Below are 16,204 nucleotides of genomic sequence, written 5' to 3'. Positions count from 1 at the left end.
CAGACAGGAAACATCATGGATATCGAAAACGCTGCTCCGGCAGAACAATCCGCTGTTGCCGAAATTGGCAATACAACTGACACATACAGCAATCCGCTCGGGCAACAGGTGGCTGTTAAACAGCCAGAAACACCGGCAGAGCAGCCAGAAGCAAAGGAACCTGCTAAATCCCCCCGTGAAGCAGTCGAGCGCGCACTTGCAAAGGTGAAAGAAGCTCCTGTCGATACCAAGCAAGAAGCTAAGCCGGAAAAACCCGCCGCCAAAGAAGGCGAGAATAATGAACCGGCGAAGGATGAGGCAAAGCCTCAAGCAGAACAGCCGAAAGCCAATGCAGATGCTCCTGAGGCTGCCAAACCAGCCGAACAGCCGCAAACACCAGAGGCACCGAAGCCAGTCAAGTTTGAAGCGCCGCAGCGCTTCCATGAACAGGCAAGGCAGGAATGGGAAAGCACCCCTGAAAGTGTGCGCGCTGAGGTCAATCGCAGCCTGTCAGAGCTGGAGAATGGCCTTAACAAGTACCGTGAAAGCCATGAAAAATATGAAACCATCCGCGAATATGACGAGATGGCGACGCAATACGGCACCACAGTAAAAGATGCGCTGGCAAATTATACCGGCATTGAACGCTTATTGCACAGCGACCCGTTTACGGCCTTTGAGCAGATCATCGCGAATGTTGCCGCACACAAGCAGTGGCGCAATCCAGATGGTACGCCGGTTAGTTTCCGTGACGTTGCAGCCAGCTATCTGAATATGCCGGCTGATCGCACTGCATCGCGGCAGGATACTGTTATTCGTCAGATGAATGAAAAAATCACAGAGCTAACCAATCGGTCGGCGGCATTTGAACAAACCATGCAAGACAATCGTCTGCGCGAAACACATGAAATGATCCAGAGCTTTGCAAAAGATCACCCTCGTGTTGAGGAACTGGCGGACGATATCGCCTTCCTCCTTGAAAGCAAACGCGCAGCCACATTGCAGGATGCGTATGCACTTGCTGACAGAATGAATCCTTCTCAAGCACCTCTCACACAGGCTGCAGAGAATCCCACGGCTCAAACCCGTGACGCACCAAGCCCCGTCAATCCGGCAGGGCTTAAATCCGTCTCCGGCGCACCTTCGGCAGGCTCAGACCCTCGCACAGCAGGAAAGCCTTCTTCATCCCCGCGTGAAGCGCTCCAGAAAGCGCTGCGCAATGTCCAATAACAGGAAAACCTATCATGGCACCGGTTACAAAGATTGACCACTACCGTCAGGTTCTTTCGATGGCTTTTGAGGATCGCTCGAAGGGTTATCAAGACCTTGTTTCTAACAGCAATGCATTCTTTGCTGTTCTCAAGCGTAAAGGCCTTTGGAAAACATATTCTGGCCCTCGCATCCGTGAGCGCCTTCTCATCGATAAGATGGATGGCCAGTGGTACAGCGGCTTCGATATTCTGGCGAATAAGCCAATTGAGCTGTTCAATGACGCTTATTTCACACCCAAAATGGCGGCTGTACCTATCACCCTCTCCAATGAGGAAATCCTCAACAATGAGGGGGAAAATCAGCTTCTCGACACAATGGAATCCTATCTGGAAGTGGCGGAAGGCTCCCTCACTGATATGATGGATGCCGCGCTGCACGGCGATGGCTCTGCAAATGGTGGTAAGGCTGTTACAGGTCTGAATGCCGCTATTCCAATCCTACCAGATCAGGGCGTGTACGGCGGCATCAACCGCGCAGAGGTGCCGAAGTGGCGCACAAGTGCTTTTGATGCGCAGGCCGCATTCACCGATATCGGCACTCAGGTAAATAAAGATACTATCCGGCCGATGCTGAATCGTATCATGACACAGCGTTCCCGTGGTAAACGCCATGCTGATCTGCTGCTCATGTCGCCTGAGCACTATGAAGCTTATGACGCGGCAACAACCGCCATTCAGCGCATCACCAAAGAGGGCGGCCTTGCGAAGCTTGGCTTCTCATCTTTGGAATATATCGGTGGCGGCAAGCGCGCTGAAATCGTGCTGGACGGCGGCATTGGCTCCAATATGCCAGCCAATACCACTTACGGTCTCGACACTGACAGTATGCGCTTCCGCTACAACCAGAACCGTAACTTTGACAAGCTGTTCCCGGGCGATGGCCTCATGCCAATCAATCAGGATGCGATTGCGCAGTTCATTGGCTTCATGGGTGAGCTGACAAATAGCAATCCGCTGTTCTCATGGCGCTTGTTCGACAGCAACCCAGCAACTTAAGGGCGGTTTACCCGTCCTTTTTCTTTTTCAGGAAAGGTCAAGGCAATGTCTCATCGCATTACCCCAACGCTCGGCCCTGATGTCGAGCAGCATGCAGATAAATATTATTGGGATCTGAATTCGTCAGGCGCACCAAGCTATCCGCTTGGCACAATGGTCAAAGGTTCTGATGGCCACGATTACATCCACGTCAAAGCCGGAGCTGATCTGGCGAAAGATGCGGAAGTACAGATCAATGAAACCACCTTTGTAGCCTCAGCAGGGGCTGGCGGCTTCAAAGTTCCGGTGGCCGTTAAATCTGGCGAGAGCTTCCACGCGAAACGCTCAACACTCTAAGCAAAACGGGGCGGGTAACACCGCCCTTTTTTATTCCCGCTCTCTCAGACAGAAAGAAACACCATGTCGTTAAAAGAAACAGCAATTTTCAAAAGCATTGCACAGCATGATCCGGCAGCATCCAAGAAGGAAGGCCGCCCGATCTATCGTGAAATTGAAGTCTGTGAACTGCATTTTGCCGGTGATAAGCAGCACAAGCCGGTATTCCCTGCACATTCCTTTGCCGGTTGGGCGGAAGATGAAAACGGCAATAACGAACGCCAGACATATGCCATGAAATACAATGAGCAGTATCTGCGCTTCAAAGAAGGTCGCGCACAGATTGCCGATGGCACTCCGCTTTCAGAATTGCCCTTCCTGACCGAAGCCAAACGCATGGAGCTGAAAGCGCTCAAAATTTATACCGCTGAGCAGCTTGCCGGTCTGGATGGACAGCCACTCAAAAACCTCGGGCAGGGTGGCCGTGGCCTTAAAGATCAGGCTCAGGCATTCATTGATAGCGCCCTTAAAGGCGCTGATAGTGTGGCTTTGGCTTCTGAAAATGAGGCGTTGCGCCTGCGTATTGCAGAGCTTGAGGCTGAAAAAAATGAAGCAAATGCTCCACCGGCTCCGCCTGCTGATAATGAAGATGAAGACCTGTTTGCGCTCATGCCAGACGAAGACCTGAAAGCCTTCATCAAAGACAAATCCGGCGAAGGTGTACGCGGCACTCCAAAGCGTGAAACCTTGCTGGCAATGGCGCGTGAACTTGATGCCGCTCAGGCTGGAGAATAACAAATGGCTGTAAGTGACGCGCTACGCAGTGCTGCATCACGCATTATGGGCGTAAAGCCCAGCGTGTTCTTTTCTTCAACCAATGTGCTGGAGAATGAACTGACCGAACTGGTCAATGATGTTGCGCAGGATATTGCGCGTTCGCACGATTGGCGCGTCCTTACAAAGCTTGCTGAAATGACAGGCACCGGCAGCGATGAAAGTTTTGCCTTGCCGGTGGATTATAGCCGCATGCCAATCAAGGCCAGTTTAAGGGTCGGGGATGGTTTTGCGAATTGCTATGTACCAATCAATGATCTTGATGCATGGGCGAACCGGAATAGTCCTGTTGGGTATTCTGCCGGTGGTTGCTGGATAATGCTCGGCGGTCAGGTGCATATCGTGCCCATTGTATCTTTGGGTGAAAAGGCACGTTTTTATTACATCAGCAATTACATCGTAAAAAGCGCCAATGGTGAAACACAGCGGCGCTTTCAAAAGGATGATGATGCCTTTCTGCTTGATGAAGACTTACTGACGTTGGGTCTGATCTGGCGGTATCGACATCAGAAACGGCTTGATTACACCGACGATCAGGCTTTGTTTGAAAAGCGCTTCAATGAAATTGCAGGTAAAGATAAAGGCTCACACATCCTTGCGATTGGTCGCACGACAACCTCACTGGATGTTTCTCCGGCGTACCCGCAGGTGCTTGGATGAAGTGGCCAAGATCAGCTCGAAAGCCTCGCGGCTCCACAATGAAACGCTGGCTTTCTCCGGTCGGTGGTTGGGTGGCGAACAGGAATATAGCCCAGCCTGCAGGCGAGGGGTTGCCTCAAGCCGCCGCCGTTCTGGATAACTTTTTCCCAAGCGCGACAACTGTAATGCTGCGCCGTGGTAGTGAGCTTTACGCTACACTTGGCACAGACAAGAAACCGGTTCGAGCACTGTTCAAATATGTTTCAGGCGGCAACCAGAAGCTTTTTGCAGCTACCGACAATGAAATCTGGAATATCACCGCTGTTCCGAACGCGCGTAATTGGCGGCTTTCTACCGCTGAAGATGATGATCTTGAGACAGATACCGGTGCTCGTTTTGGTGAATTCTCCACGGCTGGGCTGAATGTCCTAACTGGCAAGCAATCTGGTGATTGGTCAGTTATTCAGTTTGCAACCGCTGGCGGTATTTTCCTGCGCGGTGTGAACGGGGTCGATAAGCCATTTGTCTATGATGGAGAGACGTTTACCGAAACGCCTGCGCTGGAGTTTGAAAGCACCGTAACAGACGTAAAGCCCGAAGATATGGTCACGACATGGGCTTATAAAAACCGACTGTTCTTTGTTCAAAAAGATACACTTGATGTCTGGTATTTACCGGTTGATCAGGTTGGCGGGAAGCTTACAAAGTTCCCGCTTGGCGGTGTATTCCAAGAAGGTGGCTCAATCCTTTTTGGTGCTACGTGGTCGCTCGATAGCGGTGCGCAGGGTGGCTTGTCTGAGCAATGCGTGTTTATCACCACAGAAGGCGAAATCGCCGTCTATCAAGGTGCAAATCCATCTGATGCAGCTGACTGGTCAAAGGTTGGCGTATACCGGATCGGCAAGCCGCTCGGACGTAAAGCATGGATACGAGCAGGCGGGGATATTATCATCGCCACCACGACTGGCTTTATCCCGCTTTCTCAGGCAATTCAGAGAGACGTGGCGGCGCTATCTCCGGCGGCAGTGTCCTATCCGATTGAGGATGCATGGAATGAAGCCACTTTGTTGCGTGGCAATGAAGGCTGGCATTGCCAGATATGGCCAGACCGTCAGATGGTGCTGGTTGTCCCGCCGCATATGAGCGGTTCATCACCGGTTATGTTTGCTGCCAATGCGTTGACCGGTAAGTGGGGGCGTTTCACAGGCTGGACTTCGAACTGCATGGAGGTCTTTCAGGGGCAGCTTTATTTCGGCTCTCTGGAAGGTGAGGTCATCAAAGCCAATGTTGGCGGCAGCGATAAAGGCAATACTTATACCGGCGCCTATCTGCCGCTATTTGAGGACTTGGGCGCACCCGCTTCTTTAAAGATTGGAGAATTGGCGCGGTTTACCATTCGGGCAGCTTCATTGCTGACATTGAGTGTCAATCTGCATCAGGAATACGATATCGAACTGCCGACTGCCCCGAATGCCACCAGTGTGGAATCTACCTCCGAATGGGGGACAGCCATATGGGGGCAATCCGTATGGGGAGGAACGCGGGAAAGCTTCATGAATAACCGATGGAATTCTGTCGGTGGTTCTGGCTATGCGCTTTCTGTTTCCTGTCAGGTCACAAGTGGCTCAATCGTTCCTCTGGACGCTGAAATCATCAGTTTGGATTTGACCTATCAAACAGCGGAAATCGTGACTTGATTGAAACGCAGGTTTACGGCTGGCAGCCGGTGCCAGGGCGACACACGCAAATCGGTGAGTTCGTTTGCAAGCTGGTTTTTGATGATGCTCACGCCTTAGAAAAATACGCTGCTATGGGGTATTTCAAAGACGGCGAACTGATTGGCGGCAGCTTATTCCATAACTGGCATCCCGAGAGCGGCGTGATTGAGATAACAACCGCTGCTATTTCAAAGCGCTGGCTGACCCGCCGGACAGCACAAACGATGCTGTCCTTTGCCTTTGATGGCCTGAAAAACCAGCTTGTCGTTCTGCGTGTTTCAGAGCGCAACGAAAATATGCTTCGCATCGCCCGAGCTTACGGGTTCTCAGAAAACTATATCCCCCGTTTGCGCGGCAGGGATGAGGGCGAATTTATCTTCACTTTGACCGATGACGCATGGCGCGCCGGTCGCTTCTATAAGCCCTAACAGGCGGGTAGGTGTATTATCGGTAAAAAAGCCCCTAAAGCTCCCGATCCGGTACAGACAGCACAGGCGCAGGCCGGCGCAAACCGCGATACAGCGATTACGCAGCAGAACCTGAATATGGTCAATCAGGTCAATCCTTGGGGAACGGTTGATTACAAGCAGACCGGCACCAACCGCTTTCAGGATTCGTTCGGTAAATGGGTTGAAACTCCAACCTATACACAGACGACAAACCTATCCCCTGAGCAGCAGAAAATCTTTGAACAGTCTCAGGCCGCAGAAAGCAATCTGGCTGGCCTTGCGAATGAACAGTCTGCAAAACTCAAGGATTACCTCAATAAGCCTTTTGAGTTTAACAATCAGGATGCCGCCAATTGGGCTTATGATCTGGGTGCGCAACGCCTTGATCCTCGCTTTGCGCAGGATGAGGACAAGCTGCGCACCACGCTTGCAAATAAAGGCATTCGTGAAGGTACGGCCGCATGGGACACAGAAATGGCGCGTCTCGGCCAGTCCAAGAATGATGCCTATAACAATTTGATGCTCACAGGTCGCGGTCAGGCGTTCAGTGAGGCTCTGGCGCAGCGCAACCAGCCGATTAACGAGATTACGGCGCTTCTCTCTGGTTCGCAGGTGTCTAATCCGGCTCAGATGTCGGGCGGCACTCCACAAACAAGCGTTGGCGGCGTGGATTACACTGGATTGGTAAATCAGAAATACCAATCCGAAATGAACCAGTATCAGGCCAAAATGGGTGGTCTATTTGGCCTCGGATCGGCTGCTTTAGGTATGTTTAAATTTTCGGATGAGCATCTGAAAACTGATGTTGAACGAGTGGGCCGCACTGATGATGGTACACCAATCTACACCTATCGCTACAAAGATGGTGGCCCCACTCAGATGGGCGTTATGGCTCAAGATGTTGAGAAAAAGCAGCCAGACGCTGTGAAAATGCATCCAAGCGGTTTCCGAATGGTTGACTATGGAAAGGTTCACTAATGGCTTTGCAGGATTATTTCGTGTGGGGTTCTGGTGGACAGAAGAAAACACCAGATCAGATCTCCCGTGAGCGCAAGATTGCCGAGGCCATGATTGCTTCCGGCGCTGACACTTCGCCGGTCGGTCACTGGACGCAGGGTGCCGCTCGTATGGCCAATGCTCTTGTTGGTAACATTAAACAAGGCCGAGCTGATGCAGCTGAAAAGGCAGGCATTGAGGGCGCTACCAATAAGTTTAATTCGCTTGATCTGGCAAAAATCCTCTCCGGCGGACAGGCGGCTTATCCCTCCAGCGTTGCAGTTGGTGCATCACCTACGAGCGCGGCGGCAACGGGGACAACAGCAAGCCCTGCAGGCGTAAGTGCTTTGCCCTCCTCTTTTCTCTCTGCGCTGGATAAGCATGAGGGCGGAGGAGACTATAACACGCTATTTGGCCATGCTCAGCGGAATGGTGGAGAATTTTCAGGCGTACAAGTCTCACAAATGCCGATAAAAGATGTTTTGGCTTTTGCTGACCCGAGCGGGCGATACGCTCAATCTGTGAAAGGAAAGGTTGGGCGTGTTGCAACACCAATGGGGCGGCACCAAATCGTGGGAACAACCCTCCGAAATGCTGTGAGAGAAATGGGGCTAGACCCTAATGCTGCATTTGACCAAAGCACCCAAGATGCGATTGCCAACCATTTAGCGCGGCGTCGTATTGCTTCCGCAAATACATTAAGCGGTAAAATGGCTGCGCTTCGTTCCGAGTGGGAAGGCTTTCGGAATGTACCAGATGCCCAGCTTGCTCAGATTGTTGCTGATCTGCAAAGTAGTGGCTCTGCACAGCCATCGGCACAGGTCGCTAGCCTTGATCCGTCTATTGGTGTTGCGCAGGCATATGCCCCACAATCCCATCAGCCGGCAAATACCGCAACTGACGCAATTAATATGATTGCACCTCCTGAGCCGCAGGGAATTTCACAAGATCAGTTTAATTCCCGTTTTGGCGGAACGCAGGAAGCCCAACCTGTCCAGCCGCAGGCGATACAGCAACTTGACCCAATGCCAACGGGTGCAATCCCGCAAGCGCCACTGCCTCAGTTCTCGGATAATGCTATCCAGCAGCATGACGCGATGTTTGGTGGTGCTTTGGCTCCGGCTGGTACTTCACCGCAGCAGGCACCGGCAGGGCAGGGTTATTTCCCAGAAGCTCCGGCGATGGGCAGTTATGCATCAACGGCACCGCAGCCACAGCAGGGCGGCAACCAGCTTCAGGAGCTTATGGCGGCAGCGTCTGATCCATTCCTGAATGATAGTCAGCGCGGCATGATTAACATGGCGCTACAGCAACAGATGCAAAATGCTGATCCGATGCGCCAGATGCAAATGCAGAAGTTGCAACGTGATCTGAATACGCCCGCCAAAAGAAATACAACCAGCATCAACGGCAACCTCGTTGATGCAGATACTGGTCAAGTTATTGCTAATTTCCCAGAACAGACTAAGCCAACAAGCGACATTCAGAACTTTGAATATGCGCGTCAGAACGGCTTTGCTGGTACTTTTGATCAGTATCAGCAGATGGTTAAAAAGGCTGGCGCCAGTAGCACCAATGTTTCAGTTGGTGAAGGTGATAAATTCTATGAAGCGCTCGACAAAAAGAACGCTGAAACGTTTTCATCGCTTTCGGATACAGGCGTTCAGGCACGTTCAAAGCTTGCTCAGATTGATCGCTTGCGTGGCTTAATGGCAGCGTCTCCAACTGGAGCAACAGCAGCTCTTAAGTTGGCTGCCGGTGAGTACGGCATTAAAACAGATGGGCTTGACGACCTTCAAGCATCGCAGGCTTTAATCAACGAGCTTGTGCCTCAGCAGCGGCAGCCCGGATCAGGCCCTATGTCTGATGCTGATCTTGCGCTCTTCAAACAATCATTACCGCGCATCATCAACACGCCTGATGGTAACAATCTCATCCTCGATACCATGACTGGCATTACTCAGTATCAGATGCAAATGGGCGACATCGCTGATCGAGTTGCAAATCGTGAGATTACGGCGGCACAGGGGCGAGAGCTGATTAAGAACCTGAAAAACCCGCTGGAAGATTTCCGTAAGTCATCGAAAGACATTGGCACAGGCAGCAATCGTACCTCATCGGGCGTTCAGTGGAGCATTGAACCATAATGGCGACACTTAATATCAATGGTAAGCGCGTCAAAGTTGACGATAACTTTCTGCAGCTGTCACCTGAGCAGCAGGAAGCAACCGTGAATGAAATAGCTGGTTCTCTCGGTGGGCAACAGCCAAATGCAGGCGCACGTTTCTCTGATGGATGGTCAGCTGCGTCTGAGGCCGATAAAATTGAAGCACTGCGTGGCATCGGTGCGTTTTCTGATGCAACAGATAGCATCCTCACAGGTATTCCGTTTGGCGATGAAATTGTGTCTGGTGCAATGGCTCCGTTCAAAGCCGGTATTAGCGCAATTCAAGGCAATGGTTTCGATATTGGCCGTGAATATAACCGCTCAATGGAATTGGAAGCTGAACTTCAAAGGCGACGCAATGAACGCTCCCCGATTGCTTCTACTGTTGGTGGTGTTGCCGGTGGTCTTGGTCTGGGCGGGGTTGCGGCAAAAGGTGGTTTGACCCTACTTAATGGAGCTAAACCTACACTTGCCTCATTGGGTGGTCGCGGCGCTGCTGAGGGCGCTATCTGGGGTGGGGTGTACGGTGCTGGTGAAGGGCAAGGCTTTAACGACCGTGCTTGGAATGCGGCCACCGGTGCTGGCTTTGGCGGCGCTCTTGGGGGGCTTACAGGAGCGGTCGCCCGTATTGGTGCAAAAGGTATAGATCAATCCGCGTTGCCAACGGCCGATGATTTAAAGAATGCAGCCGCAGCAGCATATGAGCGGGCAGACGATGCAGGCGTTGTCTACTCTAAGCAGGGTATTGAGCGCATCCGCGATGCACTTGTGAAAGATTTTGCAGACTTCGGTTATCACCCCGAACTACAATCCGGCGCTAAAGTAGCATTGAATGAAGTTGACCGACTTGTTGGTAATGATGTGACCCTGAAAGGACTGGATACTGCTCGTAAAATAGCCGGTAATGCATATCAGGCGGGCAATAAATCCAATAATGCGCTTACGGCCAAAATTGCTGATGCACTCGACGGTCTTGCGATGAATCCACAGACTGGCGATGTCCTTACAGGGAATAACGAACTGGCATCCGCCGCATTGAAAGAAGCAAGAGGGCTTTACGGGCAGGCACGAAAACTGGAAACAGTAAATAACCTTATGGAAAGGGCAGGTCTGCGCGCAGCCTCAACCGGATCAGGTGGGAATATTGAGAATGCGACCCGTCAGGAACTTCGGAAAATTCTTAACTCTGACAAGCTAAAGCGAGGCTTCAATCCACAAGAGTTGGAAGCGGTTAAGAGGGCTGTAGTTGGCACCAAAGGGCAGGGCTTGCTGAGGCTGGCAGGAAGGCTATCGCCAGAAGGAAACGGCCTCACTCTTTTGCTTCATCTCCTTGGGGGAAGCGCAACGGGCGGCGCAACTTTACCTCTTGCCGGTGTGGGGATGGTGGCAAAGCGTGGAGCCGAAGCTTTATCTGCAACTAACGCCAGACTTGCTGAGGCAGTCATTGCTTCTGGTGGCAAACTTCCAATCGCACAACTGTCAGGAGGCAGAAAAGCTATTGTTGATGCGCTGTTGCGCTCAGGCGTTGTTGCTGCTCATTAGAGCAAAAATTTAACTCTGAACATAAAACCTCGCCAATCCAGTTTCGAATTGGTGAAGCAAGAAAAACAACGCAAAAAATTACAACCATCATTTGAATAAAAAACGGCTTGGCGTTCGAGTTAAAGAATGGCTGATTTTCGTTCCGGTTGTGATCAGTTTGATTCATCAGTAACACCGCACAGTAGAATACCCGACAGGAGATGGCACGCGGGAGCATGTGACAGTTCTGTTCATTGCTGATGTGTTTGCCGCAGCGCGATAATAACCTTGAGAGGCGTTAGCCATACCTGCACTCATTGCTGCAGCTGCGTTTTGCTGTCTGATAGCGCTGTTTCGGCGGCTGTAATGTTCTTTTTGAACCTCCGCCATAGAACAAGTATTCATCTCAGGGGAGTTTGGCTTAACGCCTTGTGCATAACAGCGCTGAACTATCTGTTCTGCTAGGGCCTTCTTCTCAGAATATCCCATTTCTTCAATCTGTTTGGTTTGACATCCTGCCAATACAACTAAACCGAATAGAACAACAGCCGACTTCATTCTCACCCCCCAATCTCTAAGCCAGTAAACTTACATCGCCCTCTGACTCTTGTCACGAGGGCTTTTTTTATTTGGAGGCCAGAAATGCCCTTGGATGCAAACGGCAGGCATACATTGCCACCGGTGTATAAAGCCATCACTGGTACAACTGTTCTTGCAGAGCAGCATAACGTGCCGCTTGAGGATATCTCTCAGGTCTTATCAGAAACCATCAAACGTAATGGTTCAACGCCTTGGCTGGCAGATCAGTCAGTGAACGGTTACCGGCTTACCAATATTGGTGACCCTAAAGCTGCCGGTGATGCTGTAAACCGGCGCACATTGGATGGAGCGATGCCAACCGGTGCAATTATGGCCTTTGCTGGCCCCGCTGCGCCGACTGGCTGGTTGCTGTGCTTTGGACAGGCCATTTCACGCACGACTTATTCCGCACTCTTTGCAGTTATTGGCACCACATACGGTGCAGGTGATGGTGGAACGACCTTCAATTTGCCTGACCTGCGCGGGCGTGTCGTAGTCGGCAAAGATGATATGGGCGGGGCTGCTGCAAACCGTATCACATCAGCTGGTAGCGGGGTTGATGGTAAAGGCCTTGGGGCGAATGGCGGCGCGGAAACTCAAACGCTTACTGAAGCCCAAATGCCAGCCCACTCCCATTCTGGCGAAACGCAAGATTCTGGTGGGCATGATCATGAGTATCCGGGCCCTGCACTTTCAAGCTCCTCGGGAGGCATTCGCCCTTCTGGTTCTGGTGGCGACGGTTTTTTACGAACGCTATGGGCGGGCGTACACAAGCATTTATTTACCACTGAAAAACGTGGAAGTGGCCAGCCACATCTTAATATGCAGCCCTCAATCATTCTCAATTATATCATTCGGACAGGTGTATAATGGCTGACGAACGAGTAAGAATTAACGACCTTCCGGTCGATGCATCGCCATCCCCTGATGATAATGTTGCTATTGACCGAGCAAGTACGCGGCGGACAACGGTTAAGCAATTGGTCGCTGCTGCACTCCCGATTGCAACAGAGCCGCAGGCACGAGAAGGGCTGAGTGATACCGTCGCTATGACGCCGCTTAAAACAGCGCAGGCGATTGAAACGCTCGGCTCCGCGCGGTTTGCATCTAGCGCACAAGGAAATCTTGCGGGAACCGCTGTACAGCCAAATCGGACTATCGCAACCGGCGCAGGATTAACAGGAGGAGGCGACCTTTCGCAGGATCGAACACTTGCGCTAAGTACAGGCAGTATCGCGTCCTTGGCGAAAGCTGATTCCGCGGTTCAACCAGAGCGCTCAGTTTCCGCAGGATCTGGGCTTGTCGGTGGCGGCACTTTGGCCGCAAATATCGCTCTTGCTCTTTCCTCCACCTCACTCGCCTCGCTGGCTTTGGCAGATACTTCAGTTCAACCTTCAAGAAAGCTTACAGCCGGTACGGGACTGACGGGTGGTGGCGACTTCTCCGCTGACCGGACAGTGGCACTGAGTGCTGCAAGTATTGCGTCTCTTGCAAAAGCTGACACAGCCGTGCAGCCGCCAGCAATCGCCAATTTTGCCACGAGGACCGAACTGACTGCCGGACTTGGAACAAAGCTTGATACCGACGCTCAAGCTGCGGACAGTGCGAAGCTGCAAGGTTATACGGCTCTCACGCTTCCAATCTCGACAGCAACGCAAACTTCACTGGATGGAAAGGCAACCACAGCGCAGGGCGCAAAAGCTGACACTGCTGTTCAGCCGTCTGATCTTGGTGCTCTGGCAACTAAAAGCAAAGTCGCGACGACAGATATTGATGCTACTGGCTCAACAGCGGGCGGGGCATTGTTAACGCGCGGCGGTGTATGGGTTGATCCGTCCGGTGGCGGAGACATGTTCCGTGCAACTTATGATCCGAATAACAAGGCCACCGATGCCTTCAGCATGAGCAGCATGGTCGAAACGACAGCTGCCAAAGTTATGACCGCAGCTGAGCGGACAAAGCTTGCAGGCATTGCCACCGGTGCGACGGCGAACACAGGCACCGTTACAAGTGTCGAGGTTGCTGTTCCAGCTGGTTTATCTGCAACTGGTGCCATTACCACAAGCGGCACAATCACCATTTCTTATGCTACTGGCTATCAAGGCTATACCACAGCAGAGGCGAATAAGCTGGCCGGAATTCCTGCTGATGCGGACAAAACACCAGCACTTGCAACGGTGGCCACAACTGGCAGTTACGACGATCTGTCGGGCAAGCCTGCGACTTTCCCGCCATCCCCTCATACTCACACACCTGCTGAAGTCGGCCTCGGCAATGTTGCCAACAAAACAGAAGCGCAAATGGTGGCTTCTGGTGCGATTGCTGATGCATTGGAGGGTAAACTCGGCACGGAGGAAAAAGCAGCAGATAGCGCCTTATTAAACGGCCAGACAGCGGCGCAGCTTCCGGTTTCAGCGGCAACGCAGAGCGCTTTAAACGGTAAGGCAAGTTTGTCAGGTACTAACTTTACCGGAGCTGTAAAAATAGTCGGCACCACTATTTCAGTTGTGGGTAATATTCCGGCGTATTTCTTACAATCTCCTGGAGCGGCATACGCATATACAATGGGCGCCAATATATCCGATACGGTGTACGGGAGTTGGCGCGTTCAAGCTGGTTTCGGTGGTACAGTTCTTCTTGAGTGCTTCGGTTCTGATAACCGCGTACACATACCGGGTGCTTTGTCAAAGGGCAGCGGCACTTTCCTGATTGATCACCCTCTTGATCCGGCGAATAAAAATCTCCGACATGGTTTTGTTGAAGCTCCGGAGTACGTGAATATTTATCGTGGCGTTGTCCGTCTTGTTAATGGCAAGGCAACCGTCAATATCGATGATTATTTCGGAATGATGCCGGGTACTTTCGCAGCATTGAATGCTGATATCATGATTTCCTCATTGCAAAATCAGGAGGGTGGAACAGTCGTTTGGCCTGATGGCAAGATGACGGGCGGCATATTGAAAATCACCTGTGCTGATACATCCTGCAATGACGAAATCGCATGGATGGTCACAGGGCGGCGAAAAGATGCTTTCGTCCTGAATTTAGACCCGAACTGTGAACGTGGCACCGGGCGGTTCATCCCTGAAGTTGATAAAGAGGCCTAACATGAGCACTGTGACAGTTGTCGATCATGAACGTATCGGGAAAAAAGGCTTCCCTATGCACCCGGAAGCGTATCCTGATTTTGCACTACCCATGAAAGAAGTTCCGGTCGAAGACATTGAGGGTGGCGACATTCCCGGAGCAGAATTAACGCCAGAACAGCAACGCGCCCTGATGCCGCCAATCAGCAAGCGGCAGCTTCGCCTGACATTGGTGCGCAACGGCATCAGCCTTTCTGACCTCGACGCGGCTATTATCGCTATGGGTGATGAAGCTGTAATCGAATGGCAGGATGCTTCTGAATACCGGCGTTTGCACCCATTGCTCAACCAAGTGGCAGCGCATCTGTCGCTAACGCAGGAGCAAGTTGATGCAATGTGGCAGCAAGCATTAACTGCCTGACCATCGTCTGATCATTGACCATTTGCACCGCCCTTGAGGCGGTTTTTTATTATCCAAAGGAAGCCATATGAATATGATTCTTGGCGATACTCGTCTCTTGATTGAGGCGGGTCGAGAGCGTGGGTTATTGCGCAATCAAATGGCCTATGTGCTAGCGACTGCGTATCATGAGACAGCGCACACTATGAAGCCTGTGCGCGAGATGGGCGGAGAGAAATATCTTCGCTCCAAAAAATATTACCCTCACGTTGGTATGGGGTATGTTCAGCTGACATGGAAAGAAAACTATGAACGTGCTGCACATGAACTTTGTCGAAAAGCCAGTGAGCGGATGTGTGTTGATTTCGTGGGTAATCCTCAGCTTCTGTTAAAGCCGGAATACGCTGCGCCAATCCTCATCATTGGTATGCAGGAAGGCTGGTTTACGGGTAAGAAATTGTCCGATTACATCACTCTCCAAAAATCTGACTTCCGTAATGCTCGGCGTATCGTCAATCTGATGGATAAGGCCGATCTGATTGCTGGCTATGCCCGTGACTACGATAAGCTGCTGCTTGCTGAGGGGTATGGTGTTGAGCAGGTTATCGAAGCGCCGGTTAATGAGGTTCTTCCAGTTCCGGAAGTAGCAGAGCCGGTTGGCACGTCAAAGCGTTTCTGGACATGGTTGACGGCAGCAGCATTACCGGCACTCGGTCTACTGGATTGGCGCGTTCAATTGGCTTCTGTGGTTATTGGCGGCGGTCTGGCGGGGTATGCAATTTACTCCATGCCGCAGGTCAAAGCGAAGCTCACAAAGCTGATAGAGGCACACTGATGAAAATCAGCCTTCAACACATCACGGGCGCGGTAATCGGAGGGGCAGTTTCAGGCCTCTTTTTTTATGCGCTCGGACAACATGACGGCAAGCAGGATGCGGCGCTGAAAGTCGCGCAAGCTGTAACACAGGCCATCCAGAACAGGGCAGGGATTAATGAAACAATCGACAATTTGGACAGCGTTGCTCTGTGTGTTGAGCTTGGCGGGGTGCGCGACCAGTGTGAGCAATTGCGCGGGATGGCAGAAGATCAGCCTTAAGCCAGAAACAGCCGTCTATCTGGCTGGCAATGACCAGAGCGCAGGCAAGGGCGTTGCTGGTCACAATGCATATGGGAAAAAAGCGGGGTGCTGGTGATGTCGCCAACAGAGAATGATTTCGATCTTCGTTCCCGCGTTGTAAATCTTGAGCAGCAGCTG

Annotated in this window: 16 protein-coding genes; 15 read left to right on the top strand and 1 reads right to left on the bottom strand. The window is 51.8% G+C overall.

The window, feature by feature from the left end:
* The first annotated feature begins 15 nt into the window (after positions 1 to 15).
* The 10 genes from JNC80_RS17510 to JNC80_RS17465 all read left to right on the top strand — a co-directional run bounded on the left by JNC80_RS17510 (position 16) and on the right by JNC80_RS17465 (position 10,906).
* A complete protein-coding gene (locus JNC80_RS17510) occupies positions 16 to 1,209 on the top strand; it encodes a prolipoprotein diacylglyceryl transferase (RefSeq protein WP_376711073.1) in 1,194 nt (397 codons plus the stop codon).
* Between the two features lie 14 nt (positions 1,210 to 1,223).
* The gene (locus JNC80_RS17505) at positions 1,224 to 2,246 is read left to right on the top strand and encodes a phage major capsid protein (protein ID WP_376711072.1); all 1,023 of its coding nucleotides are present in this window, start codon (positions 1,224 to 1,226) and stop codon (positions 2,244 to 2,246) included.
* Between the two features lie 45 nt (positions 2,247 to 2,291).
* A complete protein-coding gene (locus JNC80_RS17500) occupies positions 2,292 to 2,582 on the top strand; it encodes a hypothetical protein (RefSeq protein ID WP_376711071.1) in 291 nt (96 codons plus the stop codon).
* Between the two features lie 63 nt (positions 2,583 to 2,645).
* Complete coding sequence (locus JNC80_RS17495; protein ID WP_376711070.1) at positions 2,646 to 3,356, top strand: hypothetical protein; 711 nt, start codon at positions 2,646 to 2,648, stop codon at positions 3,354 to 3,356.
* 3 nt (positions 3,357 to 3,359) lie between these two features.
* A complete protein-coding gene (locus tag JNC80_RS17490; protein WP_376711069.1) occupies positions 3,360 to 4,055 on the top strand; it encodes a phage adaptor protein in 696 nt (231 codons plus the stop codon).
* Between the two features lie 38 nt (positions 4,056 to 4,093).
* Positions 4,094 to 5,731, top strand: a complete 1,638-nt coding sequence (locus JNC80_RS17485) for a hypothetical protein (RefSeq protein WP_376711068.1) — start codon at positions 4,094 to 4,096, stop codon at positions 5,729 to 5,731.
* On the top strand, positions 5,728 to 6,180 hold the full coding sequence (locus JNC80_RS17480; protein ID WP_376711067.1) for a GNAT family N-acetyltransferase: 453 nt from the start codon (positions 5,728 to 5,730) through the stop codon (positions 6,178 to 6,180). The genes JNC80_RS17485 and JNC80_RS17480 overlap by 4 nt, the downstream gene beginning before the upstream one ends.
* 117 nt (positions 6,181 to 6,297) lie before the next feature.
* Positions 6,298 to 7,179, top strand: coding sequence for a tail fiber domain-containing protein (locus JNC80_RS17475; protein ID WP_376711065.1), 882 nt, complete (start codon positions 6,298 to 6,300; stop codon positions 7,177 to 7,179).
* Positions 7,179 to 9,344 carry a PAT1 family protein gene (locus JNC80_RS17470; RefSeq protein WP_376711064.1) on the top strand — a complete coding sequence of 722 codons (2,166 nt, stop codon included), beginning with the start codon at positions 7,179 to 7,181 and terminating at the stop codon, positions 9,342 to 9,344. The genes JNC80_RS17475 and JNC80_RS17470 overlap by 1 nt, the downstream gene beginning before the upstream one ends.
* Complete coding sequence (locus tag JNC80_RS17465; protein WP_376711063.1) at positions 9,344 to 10,906, top strand: hypothetical protein; 1,563 nt, start codon at positions 9,344 to 9,346, stop codon at positions 10,904 to 10,906. The genes JNC80_RS17470 and JNC80_RS17465 overlap by 1 nt, the downstream gene beginning before the upstream one ends.
* Before the next feature lie 165 nt (positions 10,907 to 11,071).
* On the opposite strand, the gene JNC80_RS17460 is transcribed toward JNC80_RS17465, so the two are convergent.
* A complete protein-coding gene (locus tag JNC80_RS17460) occupies positions 11,072 to 11,443 on the bottom strand; it encodes a hypothetical protein (RefSeq protein WP_376711062.1) in 372 nt (123 codons plus the stop codon).
* A gap of 84 nt (positions 11,444 to 11,527) precedes the next feature.
* Here JNC80_RS17460 and JNC80_RS17455 point away from each other — a divergent pair, with 84 nt between their 5' ends.
* The 5 genes from JNC80_RS17455 to JNC80_RS17435 all read left to right on the top strand — a co-directional run bounded on the left by JNC80_RS17455 (position 11,528) and on the right by JNC80_RS17435 (position 16,045).
* On the top strand, positions 11,528 to 12,334 hold the full coding sequence (locus JNC80_RS17455) for a phage tail protein (protein WP_376711061.1): 807 nt from the start codon (positions 11,528 to 11,530) through the stop codon (positions 12,332 to 12,334).
* Positions 12,334 to 14,571 carry a hypothetical protein gene (locus JNC80_RS17450; RefSeq protein ID WP_376711060.1) on the top strand — a complete coding sequence of 746 codons (2,238 nt, stop codon included), beginning with the start codon at positions 12,334 to 12,336 and terminating at the stop codon, positions 14,569 to 14,571. Before JNC80_RS17455 ends, JNC80_RS17450 begins: the two co-directional genes overlap by 1 nt.
* A gap of 1 nt (position 14,572) precedes the next feature.
* Positions 14,573 to 14,971: a hypothetical protein gene (locus JNC80_RS17445; protein ID WP_376711059.1), complete on the top strand. Its 399-nt coding sequence runs from the start codon at positions 14,573 to 14,575 to the stop codon at positions 14,969 to 14,971.
* A 67-nt stretch (positions 14,972 to 15,038) separates the two neighbouring features.
* On the top strand, positions 15,039 to 15,785 hold the full coding sequence (locus JNC80_RS17440; RefSeq protein ID WP_376711058.1) for a hypothetical protein: 747 nt from the start codon (positions 15,039 to 15,041) through the stop codon (positions 15,783 to 15,785).
* Positions 15,785 to 16,045: a hypothetical protein gene (locus JNC80_RS17435; RefSeq protein WP_376711057.1), complete on the top strand. Its 261-nt coding sequence runs from the start codon at positions 15,785 to 15,787 to the stop codon at positions 16,043 to 16,045. The genes JNC80_RS17440 and JNC80_RS17435 overlap by 1 nt, the downstream gene beginning before the upstream one ends.
* The last annotated feature ends 159 nt before the right edge of the window (positions 16,046 to 16,204 follow it).

The organism is Pseudochrobactrum lubricantis, from assembly GCF_041929865.1.
GTDB lineage: Bacteria > Pseudomonadota > Alphaproteobacteria > Rhizobiales > Rhizobiaceae > Pseudochrobactrum > Pseudochrobactrum saccharolyticum.
Note: the sequence above shows the minus strand (reverse complement) of the source record. Positions and strands in the feature narration are given on the sequence as shown.

Bases quoted from the DNA above. Each gene is read 5' to 3' on its own strand.
- JNC80_RS17445 (WP_376711059.1), top strand. From the start codon at position 14,573: ATGAGCACTGTGACAGTTGTCGATCATGAACGTATCGGGAAAAAAGGC.
- JNC80_RS17500 (WP_376711071.1), top strand. From the start codon at position 2,292: ATGTCTCATCGCATTACCCCAACGCTCGGCCCTGATGTCGAGCAGCAT.
- JNC80_RS17495 (WP_376711070.1), top strand. From the start codon at position 2,646: ATGTCGTTAAAAGAAACAGCAATTTTCAAAAGCATTGCACAGCATGAT.
- JNC80_RS17510 (WP_376711073.1), top strand. From the start codon at position 16: ATGGATATCGAAAACGCTGCTCCGGCAGAACAATCCGCTGTTGCCGAA.
- JNC80_RS17460 (WP_376711062.1), bottom strand. From the start codon at position 11,443: ATGAAGTCGGCTGTTGTTCTATTCGGTTTAGTTGTATTGGCAGGATGT.
- JNC80_RS17505 (WP_376711072.1), top strand. From the start codon at position 1,224: ATGGCACCGGTTACAAAGATTGACCACTACCGTCAGGTTCTTTCGATG.
- JNC80_RS17455 (WP_376711061.1), top strand. From the start codon at position 11,528: ATGCCCTTGGATGCAAACGGCAGGCATACATTGCCACCGGTGTATAAA.
- JNC80_RS17450 (WP_376711060.1), top strand. From the start codon at position 12,334: ATGGCTGACGAACGAGTAAGAATTAACGACCTTCCGGTCGATGCATCG.
- JNC80_RS17485 (WP_376711068.1), top strand. From the start codon at position 4,094: ATGAAACGCTGGCTTTCTCCGGTCGGTGGTTGGGTGGCGAACAGGAAT.
- JNC80_RS17465 (WP_376711063.1), top strand. From the start codon at position 9,344: ATGGCGACACTTAATATCAATGGTAAGCGCGTCAAAGTTGACGATAAC.
- JNC80_RS17475 (WP_376711065.1), top strand. From the start codon at position 6,298: ATGGTCAATCAGGTCAATCCTTGGGGAACGGTTGATTACAAGCAGACC.
- JNC80_RS17440 (WP_376711058.1), top strand. From the start codon at position 15,039: ATGAATATGATTCTTGGCGATACTCGTCTCTTGATTGAGGCGGGTCGA.
- JNC80_RS17435 (WP_376711057.1), top strand. From the start codon at position 15,785: ATGAAAATCAGCCTTCAACACATCACGGGCGCGGTAATCGGAGGGGCA.
- JNC80_RS17490 (WP_376711069.1), top strand. From the start codon at position 3,360: ATGGCTGTAAGTGACGCGCTACGCAGTGCTGCATCACGCATTATGGGC.
- JNC80_RS17470 (WP_376711064.1), top strand. From the start codon at position 7,179: ATGGCTTTGCAGGATTATTTCGTGTGGGGTTCTGGTGGACAGAAGAAA.